Annotated in this window: 10 protein-coding genes; 6 read left to right on the forward strand and 4 right to left on the reverse strand. The window is 67.3% G+C overall.

Translation table 11 applies throughout. The annotated features are described in order from the left end of the window. Nucleotides 1–42: 42 nt before the first annotated feature. From AC5LXX_RS31955 to AC5LXX_RS31970, 4 genes are read left to right on the forward strand one after another with little or no spacing between them, the layout of a single operon-like run. Nucleotides 43–1,557 (forward strand): sugar ABC transporter ATP-binding protein, encoded by a 1,515-nt coding sequence (locus tag AC5LXX_RS31955; protein ID WP_493414111.1) that lies wholly within the window; start codon nt 43–45, stop codon nt 1,555–1,557. Then, nucleotides 1,554–2,594 carry an ABC transporter permease gene (locus tag AC5LXX_RS31960; RefSeq protein WP_493414112.1) on the forward strand — a complete coding sequence of 347 codons (1,041 nt, stop codon included), beginning with the start codon at nt 1,554–1,556 and terminating at the stop codon, nt 2,592–2,594. The genes AC5LXX_RS31955 and AC5LXX_RS31960 overlap by 4 nt, the downstream gene beginning before the upstream one ends. Beyond that, nucleotides 2,591–3,679 carry a galactofuranose ABC transporter, permease protein YjfF gene (gene yjfF / locus AC5LXX_RS31965; protein ID WP_493414113.1) on the forward strand — a complete coding sequence of 363 codons (1,089 nt, stop codon included), beginning with the start codon at nt 2,591–2,593 and terminating at the stop codon, nt 3,677–3,679. The genes AC5LXX_RS31960 and yjfF overlap by 4 nt, the downstream gene beginning before the upstream one ends. Nucleotides 3,680–3,712: 33 nt before the next feature. Then, nucleotides 3,713–3,982: a hypothetical protein gene (locus AC5LXX_RS31970; protein WP_493414114.1), complete on the forward strand. Its 270-nt coding sequence runs from the start codon at nt 3,713–3,715 to the stop codon at nt 3,980–3,982. A gap of 37 nt (nt 3,983–4,019) precedes the next feature. Here the strand turns inward: AC5LXX_RS31970 and AC5LXX_RS31975 are convergent, their stop codons facing one another. Together AC5LXX_RS31975 and AC5LXX_RS31980 are read right to left on the reverse strand one after the other, a co-directional pair. Then, nucleotides 4,020–6,368 (reverse strand): sensor histidine kinase, encoded by a 2,349-nt coding sequence (locus AC5LXX_RS31975; RefSeq protein ID WP_493414115.1) that lies wholly within the window; start codon nt 6,366–6,368, stop codon nt 4,020–4,022. After that, entirely contained in the window at nt 6,361–7,191 is an 831-nt protein-coding gene (locus AC5LXX_RS31980; protein WP_124448518.1) for a response regulator transcription factor, read from the reverse strand. Before AC5LXX_RS31980 ends, AC5LXX_RS31975 begins: the two co-directional genes overlap by 8 nt. A gap of 1,449 nt (nt 7,192–8,640) precedes the next feature. Here AC5LXX_RS31980 and AC5LXX_RS31985 point away from each other — a divergent pair. Both AC5LXX_RS31985 and AC5LXX_RS31990 read left to right on the forward strand, forming a co-directional pair. Beyond that, nucleotides 8,641–13,401: a YadA-like family protein gene (locus tag AC5LXX_RS31985; protein WP_493414116.1), complete on the forward strand. Its 4,761-nt coding sequence runs from the start codon at nt 8,641–8,643 to the stop codon at nt 13,399–13,401. A gap of 115 nt (nt 13,402–13,516) precedes the next feature. After that, complete coding sequence (locus AC5LXX_RS31990; RefSeq protein ID WP_493414117.1) at nt 13,517–14,185, forward strand: OmpA family protein; 669 nt, start codon at nt 13,517–13,519, stop codon at nt 14,183–14,185. A 290-nt stretch (nt 14,186–14,475) separates the two neighbouring features. Here AC5LXX_RS31990 and AC5LXX_RS31995 read toward each other — a convergent pair whose 3' ends face one another. Together AC5LXX_RS31995 and AC5LXX_RS32000 are read right to left on the reverse strand one after the other, a co-directional pair. Continuing rightward, entirely contained in the window at nt 14,476–14,946 is a 471-nt protein-coding gene (locus AC5LXX_RS31995) for a MaoC family dehydratase (RefSeq protein WP_124448513.1), read from the reverse strand. A 55-nt stretch (nt 14,947–15,001) separates the two neighbouring features. After that, entirely contained in the window at nt 15,002–16,090 is a 1,089-nt protein-coding gene (locus AC5LXX_RS32000) for a carboxymuconolactone decarboxylase family protein (protein ID WP_493414118.1), read from the reverse strand. Between the last annotated feature and the right edge of the window lie 124 nt (nt 16,091–16,214).

Raw genomic sequence — 16,214 nt, forward strand, 5'->3', positions numbered from 1 at the left:
GGCCGGGCGGCGGCCGTCCGGCGACGCTTCGAGGGAGGATGCATGGAGAGTCCGCCGGTGGTCGAGATGATCGGCATCGACAAGTCGTTTCCGGGCGTGAGCGCGCTGCAGCGCGTGAACTTCCGGCTGTTTCCGGGTGAGATCCACGCGCTGATGGGCCAGAACGGCGCGGGCAAGTCGACGCTGATCAACGTGCTCACCGGCGTGCATGCGCACGACGCGGGCGAGATTCGCGTCGGCGGCGCGCCGGTGAATTTCGCCGCGCCGCGCGAGGCCGAGGCGGCCGGTATCCAGACGCTCTACCAGGAAGTGAACCTGTGCGCGAACCTGTCGGTCGCCGAGAACATCTTCGCGGGCCGGCAGCCGATGCGGCGCGGCGCGATCGACTGGAACGCGATCCATGCGCGCTCGCGCGCGGCGCTGGCCGAACTCGACCTGTCGCTCGACGTCACGCGCTCGCTCGATGCTTATCCGATCGCGATCCAGCAGATGGTCGCGATCGCGCGTGCGGTGTCCGTCGACGCGCGCGTGCTGATTCTCGACGAGCCGACCTCGAGCCTTGACGACGGCGAGGTCGCACGGCTGTTCGACGTGCTGCGCCGGCTGAAGGCGTCGGGCATCGCGATCCTGTTCGTCACCCACTTTCTCGAGCAGACCTACGCGGTGTCCGACCGGATCACCGTGATGCGCAACGGCGAGCGAGAGGGCGAATACCTCGCGCGCGACCTGCCGGTCGATGCGCTGGTCGCGAAGATGACCGGCCGCGAGCGCATGTCCGACACGCTGCAGGCCGGCGCCGCGGCGGTCGAGCATGACACCGCGACCACTGCGCCGTTCCTGTCGATGCAGCAGGTCGGCCGGCGCGGAATGATGAGCGCGCTGGATCTCGACGTGCGCCCCGGCGAGATCGTCGGGCTGGCCGGGCTGCTCGGCTCGGGCCGCACCGAAACCGCGCAACTGGCGTTCGCCGCGGCGCGCCCCGATAGCGGCGCGATCGAGATCGATGGCGCGCGCACGCGGCTCGCGTCGCCGCACGATGCGGTGCGGCACGGCATCGCGTATTGCCCGGAGGACCGCAAGAAGGAGGGCATCGTCGCGGCACTGTCGATCCGCGAGAACATCATCCTCGCGCTGCAGGCGCGACGCGGCTGGTGGCGGCTGATCGGGCGCGCACGCCAGCGCGAGATCGCCGAGACGTACATCGCGCGGCTCGGCATCAAGGCGCGCGACGCGGAGCAGCCGATCGGGCTGCTGTCGGGCGGCAACCAGCAGAAGGTGCTGCTCGCGCGCTGGCTCGCGACGGACCCGAAGCTGCTGATTCTCGACGAGCCGACACGCGGCATCGACGTCGCCGCGAAGTTCGACATCATGGAGCGCGTGCTGGCGCTGTGCGCGCAGGGGCTCGCGATCCTGTTCATCTCGTCGGAGATCGGCGAGGTCGTGCGCGTGAGCCACCGGATCGCGGTGCTGCGCGACCGGCGCAAGGTCGCGGAACTGACGGGCGCCGATGCGTCCGAGGAGCAGGTTTACCGGTTGATCGCGGGAGGCCAGTCATGACGCGCTTGCGCACGCTGTTTCGTCATCCGCTTGCGTGGCCGGTGCTGACGCTCGCGCTGCTGTTCGCGCTGGATGTCGCGCATCGTCCGGGTTTCCTGTCGATCGCGCTGCTCGACGGCCACCTGTTCGGCGCGCCGATCGACATCCTGAACCGCGCGGCGCCGCTCGTGATCGTGTCGCTCGGGATGACGCTCGTGATCGCGACGCGCGGGATCGACATCTCGGTCGGCGCGATCGTCGCGATCGCCGGCGCGGCGGCCGCGATCGTGCTCGAGGCGGACCCGTCGCGGGTCGGCATGGCGCTGGCCGCCGCGCTCGGTGTCGGGCTGCTGGCCGGCGCCTGGAACGGGCTGCTCGTCGCGTTCGTCGGGATGCAGCCGATCATCGCGACGCTGATCCTGATGGTGGCCGGGCGCGGTGTCGCGCAACTGCTGACGGGCGGCCAGATCATCCCGATCGGCGCGCCTGGCTACCTCGTGCTCGGCGGCGGCTATCTCGCGACCGTACCGTGCGCCGTGTGGAGCGCGATCGCGACGATCGCCGCGCTCGCGCTGCTGGTGAACCGCACGGCGCTCGGGCTGTTCATCCGCGCGATCGGCGTGAACCCGGTCGCGACGCGGCTCGTCGGGCTGCGCTCGGGCGCGGTCGTGTTCGGCGTGTATCTGTGTTCGGGCGTGATGTCGGCGCTGGCCGGCATCCTCGCGAGCTCGAACGTGCGCAGCGCCGACGGCAACAACGCGGGGCTGCTGCTCGAACTCGACGCGATCCTCGCGGTGACGCTCGGCGGCACGTCGCTGCTCGGCGGCCGCTTCAGCCTCGCCGGTTCGGTGCTCGGTGCGCTGATCATCCAGACGCTCACCTACACGACCTATTCGATCGGCGTGCCGCCGGAGGCGACGCTCGTCGTCAAGGCGGTCGTCGTGATCGTCGTGACGCTGATCCAGTCGGACGCGGCGCGCGCGCTGGTCGTCCGCCATGCGTCGCGACTGCTGCCTGCCGCGCGCTCGCGCGCCACCCCCGGAGCGACCCCGCGATGACCCGATTCCCTGGCTGGCTCACCGACCCGCGTACGCTGCCGATCGTCGTGACGATCGTGCTGTTCGCCGCGCTGTTCGGCTTCGGGTCCGTGATGTACACGGGCTTCTTCTCGATGCAGGTGCTGACCGGGCTGCTCGTCGACAACGCATTCCTGCTGATCGTCGCGATCGGGATGACGTTCGTGATCGTGTCGGGCGGCATCGACCTGTCGGTCGGCTCGGTCGTGGCGCTGACGACGATCTTCTGCGCGGTCGGCGCCGAGCGGCTGCACTGGCCCGTGTGGGTGATCGTGCCGCTCGTGCTCGCGTTCGGCGCGCTGTACGGCGCGGCGATGGGCGCGCTGATCCATTATTTCCGGCTGCAGCCGTTCATCGTCACGCTGGCGGGGATGTTTCTCGCGCGTGGCGCGTGCTTCCTGATCACGACGCAGTCGATCACGATCAACGATCCGGCGTTCCATGCGATCGCGGGCATCAGCGTTCCGGTCGGCGGCGGGACGTTGAGCGCGGGCGCGCTGATCGCGCTCGCGACGCTGGCCGTCGCGATCTACGTCGCGCATTTCACGCGGTTCGGCCGCAACGTGTATGCGATCGGCGGCAACGAGCGCTCGGCGCTGCTGATGGGGCTGCCGGTCGCGCGCACGAAGGTCGGCGTCTACGCGCTGAGCGGGCTGTGCTCGGCGCTCGGCGGCGTGGTGTTCACGCTGTACGTGCTGTCGGGTTACGGGTTGCAGGCGCAGGGGATGGAACTCGACGCGATCGCCGCGACCGTGATCGGCGGCACGCTGCTGACGGGCGGCGTCGGCTACGTGGTCGGCTCGGTGTTCGGCGTCGGCATCCTCGGCACGATCCAGGTGCTGATCACGTTCGACGGCACGTTGAGCTCGTGGTGGACACGGATCGTGATCGGCGCGCTGCTGTGCGTGTTCTGCGTGCTGCAGCGGGTGATCGAGCGGCACGCGACGCGGCGCCGCACCGGCGGCACCGGGCTCGGCGCGCAGCGGCCGACGCAGGCTGCCGCGCCCGCGCGGCCGGCGCCGCCCAAGGAGGACATCGGGCTGGTATCGACGATGCGGCGATCGTAGTGCGACCGACTACCCTGGCGCGAGGAGAACGAGATGAAGCGCGATGACATGACAGCGGGTGTGGCCGATGCGCTGGCCGTCGAGCATGGCCGTCGGCCGCTGCTCGATCTCGGCGACGCGCGCGACTGCCGGATCGTGGCCGATGCGCTGCGCGTGTTGCTGCGCGAGCGCTCGGAAGCGCTGGCGTTCGCGATGCGCGTGGCCGACGAGCATGGCCGCCCGCGCCCGGATGCCGGCGAATTCGGGCTGACCGACATCATTCGTCTCGCGCGTGTCGTCGAGCGGGCCGATCGTCGGCGCTAGCGAATTTCGGTTGAAAGGCGAGTACGTCGCTGCGCCGTCAGGCCGGGCCGGCCGCGCCCGTCGCGGTATCGATCGACGCATCGGCGACGCGTGCGCGCTTCAGCGAACCGGCCAGTTTCTCGATCGCGTGCAGGTCGAGCGCATCGAGCTGTTCGCGCACGTGCTGCACGAACACGGCGTAATCCGGCACGTCGGCAACCGGACCGAGCCAGTCCTCGATATCGGTGAGCCGCCCGTCGCGGGCGAGCAGGATCAGTTCGTCGAGCGCATCGTCGGGCGGGCCGTCCATCGCGGGCGCGACGCGTTCCGGTTCGGCCTCGTCGTCCGGATGAAACCGCCGGACGAGTTCCGACACCGGCACGAGCGCATGTCCGACGGCCGGCGCGACGACCGGGAACGAGAACGCGGTGCCGACACCCGGCTGGCTCGCGACGGCCAGTTCGCCGCCCATCGCGCCGACGATGCGCTGCGCGATGAACAGGCCGAGCCCGGTTCCGCCGTTGACGGCCTGCACCTGCTGGTACGCACGGAAGATGTCGCGGGTGCCGCTGATGTCGATCCCGATGCCCGTATCGGCGACCTCGAACAGCAGGCGCCACGCATCGCCTTCGCGCGCCGCGTGCACCGACAGCGTGACCGTGCCGTCGCGCGTGAATTTCGACGCGTTCGACAGCAGGTTCAGCAGCACCTGCTGCAGCCGCATCCCGTCGATCGACACCGTGCGCGGCAGCGCCGTGGCCGGCCGGTATACGAACCGGTTGTCCTGCTGCGCGCACAGCGCGAGTGCGTAGTGGCCGATATCGTCGAGCAGGCCGGGCAGGTCGGTCGTGTCCGGCGTCACGCCGAGCGGCTGCAGCTCGGCTTTCGTGAACGCGAGCAGTTCGTCGATCAGCGCGAGCTGGTAGCGGATGCTGCGGTCGATCGAGCGGATCAGCCGCGCCTGGCTGCGTGTCGCGCTTTGCAGCAGCAGCTTCGCATAGCCGTTGATCGTCGACAGCGGCGCGCGCAGGTCGTGGCTGACATAGCCGAGCGTCTCGACCTTCTGCTGCATGTGGGTCGTTACCTGTTGCAGCGCGTCGTTGAGCGCGACCGTGCGTCTCGCGACTTCGTCGCGCAGGCGATCCTGTTCGGTGAGCTGCCAGTGTTCGAGCCGCTTCCTCGCCTCGGTGCGCTGGCGGCCCACATGGTGGATCCACGCGGCGAGCACCAGCAGGTGCGTGGCGAGCCCGATGATCGCGATGACGGGGTTCGGAAATATATCGGACTTGAGCCAGGACAGCACCGGCGGCAGCGCGTTCGTGCCGTCGAGCACGCGGATCAGCATGTTGACGGTGGCGAACGCGACGGCAATCAGCATCACGCGGCCGGTCGGCGTCCGGCGGATCGCGAGCATCAGCGCGAGGCTGATGTTGACGATTCCCAGCACCGCGTTCAGCCGCAGGCAGAACCACGTGAAGGTCAGCAGGTCGCCGCCTGCGGCGCCGGCCATGCCGACGCATTCGAGCGCGAGGAAGGCCATGTAGACCGCGCGCATCGGCAGCCTGGCCTGCTCGCGCCGCGCGACCATCAGGATGAAGACGATGAAGCAGGCGATCGCCACGTACGCGGAGATCACCTCGCCGCGCGCCGACCACTCGCGTAGTGCGGGCGGCAAGGCCATGGCCGTATAGCCGCGGTAAGCCGCCTCGAACAGCGTCGTGCCCAGCGCCAGCGCGGCCAGGACATGGAACACGCCGCTGCGCGAAAAGAACCCGATCAGCAGCGCGCACCATACGAGTGCAAGCAGGCCGCCGAAGAAACCGAAGTCCCACATCGTCGCGCGCCGCTCCAGCGCATCCCATGCCGCGCGCGTGAACGCGGCCGGCGCGAGCCGCATTTCCTTGCGCGACGTGACGCGGATCAGCACGGGAACGCTTGCGCCGGCGGGCAGCGTGACGTCGAGTACCGCGTAGCGCGACGGCGGCCGGGCCGCGTCGGCGCCGGTGTCGGCGGCCGGGAAGCGGCTTTCGGGCGTCCACCGGCCGTCGTGGCCGACATAGAAGTCGGCATGGTCGATGCGCGCGTCGCGAATCACCAGCACCAGCGGACGGGCGGCGTTGCCGCGGTTGGTCAGCGTCGCACGGACCCACCATGCCGACCGCGAGAATTCGACGTTGAACGTCGACGGGCCTGCCGCAGGCGCGCGCTGACCGGCCCCGGCGAGCCGTGCGGCGACCTGTTCGGCGGTCATCGTCGCGCTGGCGTCCTCGAACACCGACACTGCGTCCAGTTGCGCGGGGTTCGGCGCCGCCGCCGCGCGGGCCGTTGCGCAGGTGACGGCCAGTGCGATCAGAAGCAGCAGCACCGCGCGCCATCCGGCTGCCCACGCCGCGTCGCGCCTAGGCATCGTGACGGTGCCCGCCGGGCGTGAGCGGCGCGTGGACCTGACGCTGGCGCCGCCAGTCGGACGGCGTGATGCCGAAGCGCTCGCGGAACGCTGTCGCGAAGTTGCCGGGCGTGGAGAAACCGATCTCCTCGGCGATGTCGCCGATCCCCATCGATGTTTCGGCGAGGAAGTGCATCGCGGCGCGCAGGCGCGTATCGCGCAGGTACTCGAACACGGTCTGGCCGAGATGATCGCGGAAGATGCGGGACAGGCGCTTTTCGTGCGTGCCGACCTGCCGCGCGAGATCCTCGAGCGCGGGCGGATGGCGCAGGTCGCGCAGCAGCACGTCGCTGGCCGCACGCACGAGGGCCGCGTCGGGGTTGTCGGGCAGTTCGGGCAGACGGGCGAACGGCTGGCTGCGGCGCGCCCGCTTCAGGTGATTGCGGATCCGCGCAATCACTTCGGCCGGTTCGAACGGCTTGACGATGTAGTCGATCGCGCCGGTTTCGAGCCCCGCGATGCGGTCCTCGAGATCGCCCGCGGCCGTCAGGATGATGACCGGGATCGATTGCGTGGACGGTGTCGACGCCAGCAGCCGGCACGCGGCGAAGCCGTCCATGCGCGGCATGCGGACGTCCATCAGGATCAGGTCGGGCGCGATCGCCTGCGCGCGATGGTAGGCCTGCAGCCCGTCGAACGCGACGCTGATCCGGCAGCGCGCGGCACGCAGGATTTCGGTCAGGAGCCGCAGGTCGTTCGGGCGATCATCGACGATAAGAATATGTGCGTCACCGAGATCCGGCGTGGTACGAGGCGGCGCCGAACTGGACGAGCGGGATGACATGGTTGCGGATGCGATGGAAGGGTGGCCTGTCAGGTTGAAAGCGTCGCTATCTGCGCGATTGTTGCGAAAAATTATATGTCGACAACACGGCTGATAGTGAGGATTCCGTGCCGCTCGTGGGGGCTTGTGCGGCAGGAGCGGCGCGTGTGCGGCAGGCGGCTCCGGCCGGAAACGCGAAAATGGAAAAATATGCCGAACTCATTGTGGAAATGTCGGTCTTTATTTCCGCATTTATAATCATTTAATCGGAATGGCCCGGATGATGAATTTATTCTTGGGGTGTCGAATGCCTGATTCACATTCCGTGTAAATGGCATTCGCAGATTCGCGGTCGGCACGATCGATATCGAGGTGATGGTCGGTCAGAATTCCTCTCATTCATCAATGGTATTTCGATCGGAAATGTATGAATGTGAATGTCGTCCGCTCCAGAAAAGTATTTTTCCGCTCGGGAAAAGGTTTGTTTGGACGAATGCCAGCACACTAGCCTTGGAGCGGCTGGAATCGGTTCTGCGGAGGTGAGCGGTTCCGGGCTGATTGATAGCCGCTGCTGCATCCCGATGCTCGCTACATTCAATGTGACATTGAATGATGGCATTCTCAAAATATGAACATGCGGCAGCGGGTGAATGACTGGCACGAGGGTAATGCAAACTTCATAATTCGTCGAATACGTTGATATATAAGATAAGCCGACGCATTGCGAGGATTGCTCGGGTGTGAAGCACCGGACGAGAAAAAATCGTCAAGAAAATTCGATCGATTAATTCGGTGCAGGGGTCGTTCGGCGTGTCGGCGCTCTTCCGGAAATCCGGAAAGCGTTTGACGGCCGGACGGAAAGGGTAAGTGGCTTCGCGTTGGCAGCCTGGCGGTTCGATCCATCCGGGGGCAGTCGCGTGCGGTGCGCTATCGAATCAGGCGGGCATGAAAACCATGAAATCAACAGGCGTGGCAGATCACAGCACCGGTTCGCCCGAACCGGAGTCGGCTGTCGGCGACCGCATTCCGGCGGCGCACGCTTCCATCCCGGGGACCATACGGCGTCATCCGCCTCCCGAATGACGTGACGGATGACGGGTTGCCGGCCAGCACCCGTCCATCCCGCGTCTGAACGACGCATTTCCGTGAAATACGATGTCGCCCCTGGCACGGGGCGCCGGTGCCCGCACGCGCGCTTTCGCGGTGTGGCTGGCATCGTGCGGCCGTCTGGCCGGCGACGTCGGCTTCCTTGATTCGATCACCGGCGAGCGCCGTTGCACGTCGCGTCGGCAGGCGCGCGCAAACGGCGACCGCGTGTTCACGCGCTGTTCCGTGAGAGTCGTACAGCACCATTCCGTTATTTAGTTAGATATCCGAAGTGGTAGAGGGGCGGCGCAAGGCAACCCGTCGTCGGCGGCCAACGCGCGCGCTGTTGCGTCATCCAGCACATGAGAACCGAGGGAATACAAGATGAACAAGTCGTTCAAGTCGATCTGGAACGAAGCACTGGGGGCCTGGGTTGCGGCTTCGGAACTCGATCGGGCACGCGGCAAGCGTGTCGCGTCGTCGCGCCGCGCATCGGAGCATGCAGCGAGCGCGGGCGGGTCGGCGCTCGCGGGCATGCCGGCGCCACGGCGGTTGACCACGCTGATGGCGGCCACGTATCTCGCGTTGTTCCATGTGGGCGCACATGCGCAGTACGCGCCGGACGGCGGTACCGCGAACGGCGGCGTGACGTCGATCTCGATCGGCGTCGGTTCGACTGCCGCGCAGCAGAATTCCACCGCGCTGGGCAATCTCTCGACGGCACAGGGCGTGTCGGCCACGGCGCTGGGCCCGGGCGCGCATGCGATGGGCGACGCGTCGACGGCCATCGGCATCAACGCGCAGGCGACCGGCGTCAACAGCGCGTCGCTCGGCGTGCAGGCAATCGGTTCGGGCGACTACTCGGTTGCCATCGGCAACCTGTCGAGCGCGACGCAGAGCGGTGCGGTAGCGATGGGCAGCGGCGCGGCGGCGACCGGTGTTTCCGCCGTCGGGTTGGGCAACAACGCGCTGGCGTCCGGCCAGTACGCGGCGGCGGTGGGGCTCGGTGCGAGTGCGGCAGGCGCGCAGAGCGTCTCGCTCGGCTATGCGTCGCATGCCACGAACACGGGCTCCGTCGCGCTCGGCAACCAGTCGACCAGTTCGGGCGCGGCAGGCGTGGCCGTCGGCAGCGGCGCGCTGACGACCGGTAATTCAGGCGTTGCGATGGGCGTGAACAGCGGCGCGAAGGGCACGGCGTCGATTGCGATCGGCTGGGGCGGCACCGCGGGCGTACCAGGCTCGGGCACGCAGTCGCTCGGCCAGAGTTCGATCGCGATGGGCTCGAACACGACGGCCGGCGCGGACAACGCGATGGCATTCGGCGTGAACGCCAATGCGTCGGGCGTCAGTTCGGTCGCGATGGGTGTGCAGTCGACCGCGACGCAGCAGTTCGCGGTTGCGCTTGGCAATCTCTCGCTCGCGACGGGCACGTCGGCAACCGCACTGGGCGCCGGCGCGACCGCGGCGGGCGTCGGGGCGACCTCGGTCGGCATCAACAGCGTGGCGGCGGCGGACTGGACCGTCGCGATCGGCGCGAGCAACTCGGTCGCAGCCACTGCCGGCGCAGGCTCGATCGCGGGTGGCAACAACTCGAAGGTGCTGGGCGGCACGGGCGCCGTCGCGCTCGGCCTGGGGCAGACGGTGAGCGGCAACGGCGCGGTCGCGATCGGCGATCCGAGCACCGCGATCGGCACCGGCGCGGTCACGATGGGCTCGAACAACACCGCGAACGGCAACGGCGCGGTGGCGATCGGCAATACCAACAACGCGCAGGGCACGGGTTCGCTCGCGCTCGGCAATACGTCGACGGCGGCGGCGGCGGGGGCTGTCGCGTTCGGCGCGTCGGCCGTGGCCAACAACGCAAACGATGTCGCGCTCGGCTCGGGATCGACCACGGCCGCGCCGAATCCGACGGCCAGCGCGGTGATCGGCGGCGTCACGTACAACTTCAACGGTACGACGCCGACCAGCGTCGTCAGCGTCGGCGCAGCGGGCACCGAGCGCCAGATCACCAACGTCGCGGCCGGGCGCATCAGTTCGGCGAGTACGGACGCGATCAACGGCTCGCAGCTTGCCGCGACGAACACGGCGCTCGATTCGCTGTCGACGTCGACGGCGTCGAGCATCACGTCGCTGTCGACCGGGGTTTCGTCGTTGTCAACCGGTCTGAGTTCGACCAATAGTGCGGTGACGTCGCTGTCGACTTCGACGTCGACGGGCATCAGTTCGTTGTCGACCGGCTTGAGCTCGACCAATAGCGCGGTGACGTCGTTGTCCACATCGACGTCGACCGGCATCAGTTCGCTGTCGACCGGCTTGAGTTCGACCAACAGCGCGGTGACGTCGCTGTCGACCTCCACGTCGACGGGCATCAGTTCGCTGTCGACCGGCTTGAGCTCGACCAACAGCGCGGTGACGTCGCTGTCCACGTCCACGTCGACGGGCATCAGCTCGCTGTCGACCGGTCTGAGTTCGACCAATAGCGCGGTGACTTCGTTGTCGACGTCGACGTCGACCGGATTGTCGTCGGCGAACAGCGCGATCACGTCGCTGTCCACGTCGACGTCGACGGGCATCACCTCGTTGTCGACCGGTCTGAGTTCGACCAATAGCGCGGTGACTTCGTTGTCGACGTCGACGTCGACCGGATTGTCGTCGGCGAACAGCGCGATCACGTCATTGTCCACGTCGACGTCCACCGGCCTGAGTTCTACGAACAGCTCGGTCGCGTCGCTGTCGACCTCGACGTCGACGGGCATCAGCTCGTTGTCGACCGGCTTGAGTTCGACCAACAGTTCGGTGACGTCGTTGTCCACCTCGACGTCGACGGTCGTCGGTTCGCTGTCCACCGGCCTGAGCTCGACCAACAGTTCGGTGACGTCGTTGTCCACCTCGACGTCGACCGTCGTCGGCTCGTTGTCGACCGGCCTGAGTTCGACCAACAGCGCGGTGACGTCGCTGTCGACGTCAACCTCGACGGGCATCAGTTCGTTGTCGACAGGCCTGAGTTCGACCAACAGCACGGTGACGTCGCTGTCGACGTCGACCTCGACGGGCATCAGCTCGTTGTCGACCGGCCTGAGTTCGACGAACAGCAACCTGACGTCGCTGTCCACGTCGACATCGACCGTCGTCGGCTCGTTGTCGACCGGCCTGAGCTCGACTAACAGCAACCTGACGTCGCTGTCCACGTCGACATCGACCGTCGTCGGTTCGCTGTCCACCGGCTTGAGCTCGACCAACAGCTCGATCACTTCGCTGTCGACGTCGACCTCGACGGTCGTCGGCTCGCTGTCCACCGGCCTGAGTTCGACGAACAGCAACCTGACTTCGCTGTCGACCGCCACGTCGACCGGGATCGGTTCACTGTCGACGGGCCTGAGCTCGATCGCAAACAACAACACGAACCTCGGCAACAGCACGGCCGGCGCGATCGGCGGCGGGGCCACCTACGATCCGACCACCGGCACGATCTCGGCGCCGTCGTACGTGACGTACAACAGCGACGGGTCGACGACGATCAACAACAACGTCGGCTCGGCGATCGACAACATCAACGCGCACGGCATCAAGTATTTCCATGCGAACTCGACCGCGCCGGACAGCCAGGCGGTGGGCGTCGACAGCGTCGCGATCGGCCCGAACGCGATCTCGAAGGTCGATGGCAGCATCGCGCTCGGCTCGGGTTCGGTGGCCGACCGCGCGGTGGTGCCGTCGTCGGGCGTCATCCGCAACGGCACCGCGTCGATCCCGTTCAACACGACGGACCAGACGCTGCTCGGCGCGGTATCGGTGGGCGATGCAACGAACAAGACGTATCGCCAGATCACCAACGTCGCCGACGGCACCGGCCAGCAGGATGCGGTGACGGTGCGGCAGTTGACCGGCGCGCTGCAGTCGTTCGCGGTCACGGGCCAGAAGTACTTCCACGCGAATTCGACCGCGGGGGATTCGCTCGCGGTCGGCGCGGAATCGGTGGCGGTGGGACCGACGACGGTCGTCAACGGCGACAACGGCGTGGGGATCGGCAACGGCGCGATCGTCGACCAGACGGCACCGGGCGGGATCGCGATCGGGCAGGCAGCGAGTTCCGCGCAGGCCGACGCGATCGCACTCGGCAGCGGCGCGACGGCGACCGGTGCGCAGTCGGTCGCGCAGGGCGCCAACGCGGTGGCGGTCAGTGTGGGCGGCGTCGCGCTCGGTTCGGGGGCGCGCAGCAATGCGACCGACGCACTTGCACTCGGCGCCGGCGCATCGGCGACGTTCGCGAACAGCGTGGCGCTCGGCGCCGGTTCGTTGACCACGGTCGGCGCGCTGACGAACTATGTCGCTTACGGCCTGAGCAGTCCGCAATCGTCGGCCGGTGAAGTGAACATCGGCAACCGGCAGATCACCGGCCTCGCGGCCGGCAAGAGCGGCACGGACGCGGTGAACGTGTCGCAGCTCGATTCGGTCGCGAACCAGTTGACGACGCTGATCGACCAGCGCACGACCAACCTCGGCGGGCAGTACACGACGAACCCGACCGGCGCGAACGTGCCGCCGGGATCGACCGGCGCGAATTCGTCGGCGGGCGGTTCGGGGGCCGTGGCATCGGGTTCGAACAGCACGGCGGTCGGCAACAATGCGCTCGCATCGGGTAACGGCTCTTCCGCGATCGGTGTGGGCGCGACGGCAGCGGGCAACAATTCGACCGCGATCGGTACGGGCAGCAACGACGGCGGGCGCTCGAACGTCGTCGCGGTCGGCTCGGCGGATTCGGCGCGCCAGGTCGTGAACGTCGCGGCCGGCACGCAGGGCACCGATGCCGTGAACGTGAACCAGCTGAATGCGGTATCGAACCAGTTCACGCAGTCGCTGAACACGGTCAACAACCAGCTCACGCAGATGCAGCAGCAGATCCAGCAGACCGATTCGATGGCCCGCGAGGGGATCGCCGCGACCGCCGCGATGGCGTCGATCCCGCACATGGACCGCGATTCGAACTTCGCGATGGGGGTCGGCACGGCGACGTTCCAGGGCCAGAAGGCCATGGCGGTCGGCGTGCAGGCGCGCGTCACGGAGAACCTGAAGGCGACGCTGAACGGCGGTTTCGCCGGCAGCCAGCGCGTGGTCGGCGCGGGCATGCTGTATCAGTGGAAGTGATCGCGCGCAGCGGTTCGTTTCGGCACACGTTGCCGGAGCGGACCGCGCCGAACGCAAACGCATGCGCGTGCGGCCGCGCCGCACGCTGCGCCCATCGCATTCTCGGAGTAATCAAGTGAAAAACATCCATCTTGCACTGCTGGCGTCCGTCGTTTCCCTCGCGGCCTGTTCGAGTGCGTCGGGGCCGACGTACAACGCATACGAGCTGCAGTCGCGAAACGGCGTCCGCACGTTCCAGGTCGACTGCCACGGCATCCTGTCGACCGCGAAGACCTGCATGAAGGTCGCGACGCGCATGTGCGGCAACGAGCCCGTGCGCCTGGTCGACACCACCACGCCGTACCGCGACGGCGCCGATCCGCATTCGATCGTGTTCCAGTGCGGTGCGGCGCCCGCGCCGGCCGCCGCGGCCGTAGCACCCGCACCCGCACCCGCACCGGTCGAGAAGGTGAGCCTGAACGGAGATGCGTATTTCGCGACCGACTCGGCCGTGCTGACGACGGAGGCCACCACCGCGCTCGATACGCTGCTGAACCAGCAGGCTGACCGGCATTTCACCCGCGTGGAGGTGGACGGTTATACCGACGCGACGGGCTCGAACGCGCACAACCAGGCACTGTCGAAGCGCCGGGCGGACGCCGTCGCGGGGTATCTGCGCGAGCATGGGCTGCAGGCGGATTCGTTTGCCGCGACCGGTCACGGGGAAGCCAATCCGGCGGCATCGAACGATACCGCCGAAGGGCGAGCACGCAATCGTCGCGTGGAAATCTCGCTGCGGAAGTAGGACGTTTCGGCCAGGTTGCCGCAAGCGTGGCCGTCGAAGTCGGGCGGCTCCCTTGCGGCAATGACGCTCGACGCAGACAACCGCGGCGGGAACGGCCCGTCGCTGCGTGCGCATGCGGTGTCCGTCGCATGCGCGCCGCCGCACGGCGATTCACGTGCCGCGATCGGTCACGGGGAAGGCAACTCGGCAGCGTTCCGCACCGCGACGCAGCGGGGCTTCAGCCGCCGCATCCGGTCGCGCCGCGGCATGCCGGCAACAGCTGAATCCGACACGCCGGACCCGTACGATCGTCAGGCTTCCTGATCTCGTGCGGTCGATGCTTCTTGCGACCGCGCTGCCGCGTTGGTGGGCATGACCACCGCCGTGCCTTCCACGACCACGTGCCCGTTCACGTGGCAGCAGGTTTCCAGCACGACCCGACGCCGGCTCGCGAGTATCTCCTTGACTGTCACGGTCGCGCAAACCGTTTCACCGAGCTTGACCGGGCGGCGGAACTGCAGGTCCTGCGACAGATAGATCGAGCCGGGCCCCGGCAGATGCGTTGCGATCGCCGCCGAGATCACCGACGCGGACAGCATGCCGTGCGCGATGCGACCGCCGAAGCGCGTTTGCTGTGCATAGGTTTCGTCGAGGTGCACGGGATTCCGGTCGCCGGACGCGCTTGCAAACAGGAGCACGTCGTGCTCGGACAGGGTTTTCGAGAAACATGCGTTCATGCCGGGCATCAGGTCCTCGAGGTCGTATCCGCCTTCGTCGTTCATCGTTTGCTCCTGTGTCGTTCGTGCAGCATGGTGTGGGTGGAGGGTTCGAGCGTCGTCATCCCGATGCCTCCACGTTGTCGCGCTCGCGCGCCGCATGCGGATCTGTCGATGCAAACGATCGGCTTGCCACAGCCAGCGCCCATTGCACGGCGAGCACGCCGGCATGAGGCAGTGCGCCGACGATGGCGTCGACGATCTCGTGCTGCGACGTGCCCGACAAGCGCGCGTCGACGATATGCGTGGCGAGCGCGTCGGCATCTGCATTTCGGGCAAGGCAGGTCAGGCACGCGATCGCCGTCAGGTGCCGTGCCTTCACGTGTTCGACCGATTCGACGCGTGACGCAGCGTCGGCCATCCGATCGAGACAACCTGCGATCGCCGCCGGCATCTCGGGCCGGCCGGCCGACGCTTCCGGCATACACAGATCGCACTCCGGCGCATTCCGTCCGGTCGATGCGTCCGCTTGTCCGACCGTTGCGCCGCCCTGTGTCGCGGCGAACTCGTCGAATACGTCGAGCGCAATGCGCGACACGGGCAGGATGAGCGGCCAGCCGATATAGCCGGTGAGTTGAATCAGCACTTCAGTCAGTTCGCTGCGCGTCCAGCCGGCATGCAGACACGCGTTCAAGTGGGATCGAACCTCGTCGTGACGATTTTCGCGAGCGATGACGATGGCGAGTGTGGAGAGCTTGCGCTCCTTCTGCGTCAGCGCGTCGAATGGCCGTTGCCGCCGCTCGAGCATGTGTGCGGTTGCCGATTCGTATCGTCCGAGACGATCGACGTCGCGACCGATATCGATGTCACGCTCGCGTAATAACGCCACGAGATGACGGATGCCGGCCGTGGCCACCGGCACGCCTGCATAGTAGAGCGTATCGAAGACCGTTTCGAGCACCGCTTGCGGTGCCCAGCCGGTATTCAGCATGCCGCCCGCATGGTATTTCAGCGCCGAATCGGCATTGCCCATCGTTGCGAGAACCGCGACCGTCACGAGTTCCCGATATTTCAGCGAGAGATTGGGCCGGGCAATGATGTCGGCATACGCGCCCTCGACGAGCAAGCGTTTGAAATCGGGGTCGAGGCGGTCGAGCGCCGCGCTGAGGCTGTTGAAACCTTCGTCGCCGATCGCGTGGATGACGGACATGCCAAGTTCATGCCGAGTGATCGTATTCGCACGCATAGTGAGCCCGTGGATTGGACGCGAAATGGAGTGACGTGAGCGATGATATTCGTCCGGCCGAAAATCAAATTTGAACTTTTTTCACTTT

The sequence above is a fragment of the Burkholderia torrens genome (assembly GCF_984668525.1).

What these genes read in the sequence shown, in the direction of transcription:
- AC5LXX_RS31955 (WP_493414111.1), top strand. Translation starts at nt 43, where the DNA reads ATGGAGAGTCCGCCGGTGGTCGAGATGATCGGCATCGACAAGTCGTTT.
- AC5LXX_RS31960 (WP_493414112.1), top strand. Translation starts at nt 1,554, where the DNA reads ATGACGCGCTTGCGCACGCTGTTTCGTCATCCGCTTGCGTGGCCGGTG.
- yjfF (WP_493414113.1), top strand. Translation starts at nt 2,591, where the DNA reads ATGACCCGATTCCCTGGCTGGCTCACCGACCCGCGTACGCTGCCGATC.
- AC5LXX_RS31970 (WP_493414114.1), top strand. Translation starts at nt 3,713, where the DNA reads ATGAAGCGCGATGACATGACAGCGGGTGTGGCCGATGCGCTGGCCGTC.
- AC5LXX_RS31975 (WP_493414115.1), bottom strand. Translation starts at nt 6,368, where the DNA reads ATGCCTAGGCGCGACGCGGCGTGGGCAGCCGGATGGCGCGCGGTGCTG.
- AC5LXX_RS31980 (WP_124448518.1), bottom strand. Translation starts at nt 7,191, where the DNA reads ATGTCATCCCGCTCGTCCAGTTCGGCGCCGCCTCGTACCACGCCGGAT.
- AC5LXX_RS31985 (WP_493414116.1), top strand. Translation starts at nt 8,641, where the DNA reads ATGAACAAGTCGTTCAAGTCGATCTGGAACGAAGCACTGGGGGCCTGG.
- AC5LXX_RS31995 (WP_124448513.1), bottom strand. Translation starts at nt 14,946, where the DNA reads ATGAACGACGAAGGCGGATACGACCTCGAGGACCTGATGCCCGGCATG.
- AC5LXX_RS32000 (WP_493414118.1), bottom strand. Translation starts at nt 16,090, where the DNA reads ATGTCCGTCATCCACGCGATCGGCGACGAAGGTTTCAACAGCCTCAGC.